At 55.8% G+C, this 527-nt stretch carries 1 rRNA gene; it reads right to left on the bottom strand.

Annotated features, from left to right (window positions below):
* Window positions 1-527: ribosomal RNA gene (locus tag BUA02_RS00005) — 23S ribosomal RNA — on the bottom strand; the annotation flags it as partial.

Genomic DNA, 527 nt, shown 5'->3' with positions numbered 1-527 from the left:
CGAAGCAGGGATATCTCATCTTGAGGGGGGCTTCACGCTTAGATGCCTTCAGCGTTTATCCCTTCCGGACGTGGCTACCCAGCCTTATGCATCTGGCGATGCAGCTGATACACCAGCGGTCCGTCCATCCCGGTCCTCTCGTACTAAGGACAGCTCCTCTCAGATATCCTACGCCCGCGCCGGATAGGGACCGAACTGTCTCACGACGTTCTGAACCCAGCTCGCGTACCGCTTTAATGGGCGAACAGCCCAACCCTTGGGACCTGCTACAGCCCCAGGATGCGATGAGCCGACATCGAGGTGCCAAACCACTCCGTCGATGTGAACTCTTGGGAGTGATAAGCCTGTTATCCCCAGGGTAGCTTTTATCCGTTGAGCGATGGCAATCCCACTTTCATACCACCGGATCACTAAGTCCTACTTTCGTATCTGTTCCACCCGTCGGTGTCACAGTCAGGCTCCCTTCTGCCTTTGCACTCTCCGAATGGTTTCCGTCCATTCTGAAGGAACCTTTGAGCGCCTCCGAT

It is taken from the genome of Butyrivibrio hungatei DSM 14810 (assembly GCF_900143205.1).
GTDB lineage: Bacteria > Bacillota > Clostridia > Lachnospirales > Lachnospiraceae > Butyrivibrio > Butyrivibrio hungatei.
This window is presented reverse-complemented; position numbering and strand designations above follow the sequence as displayed.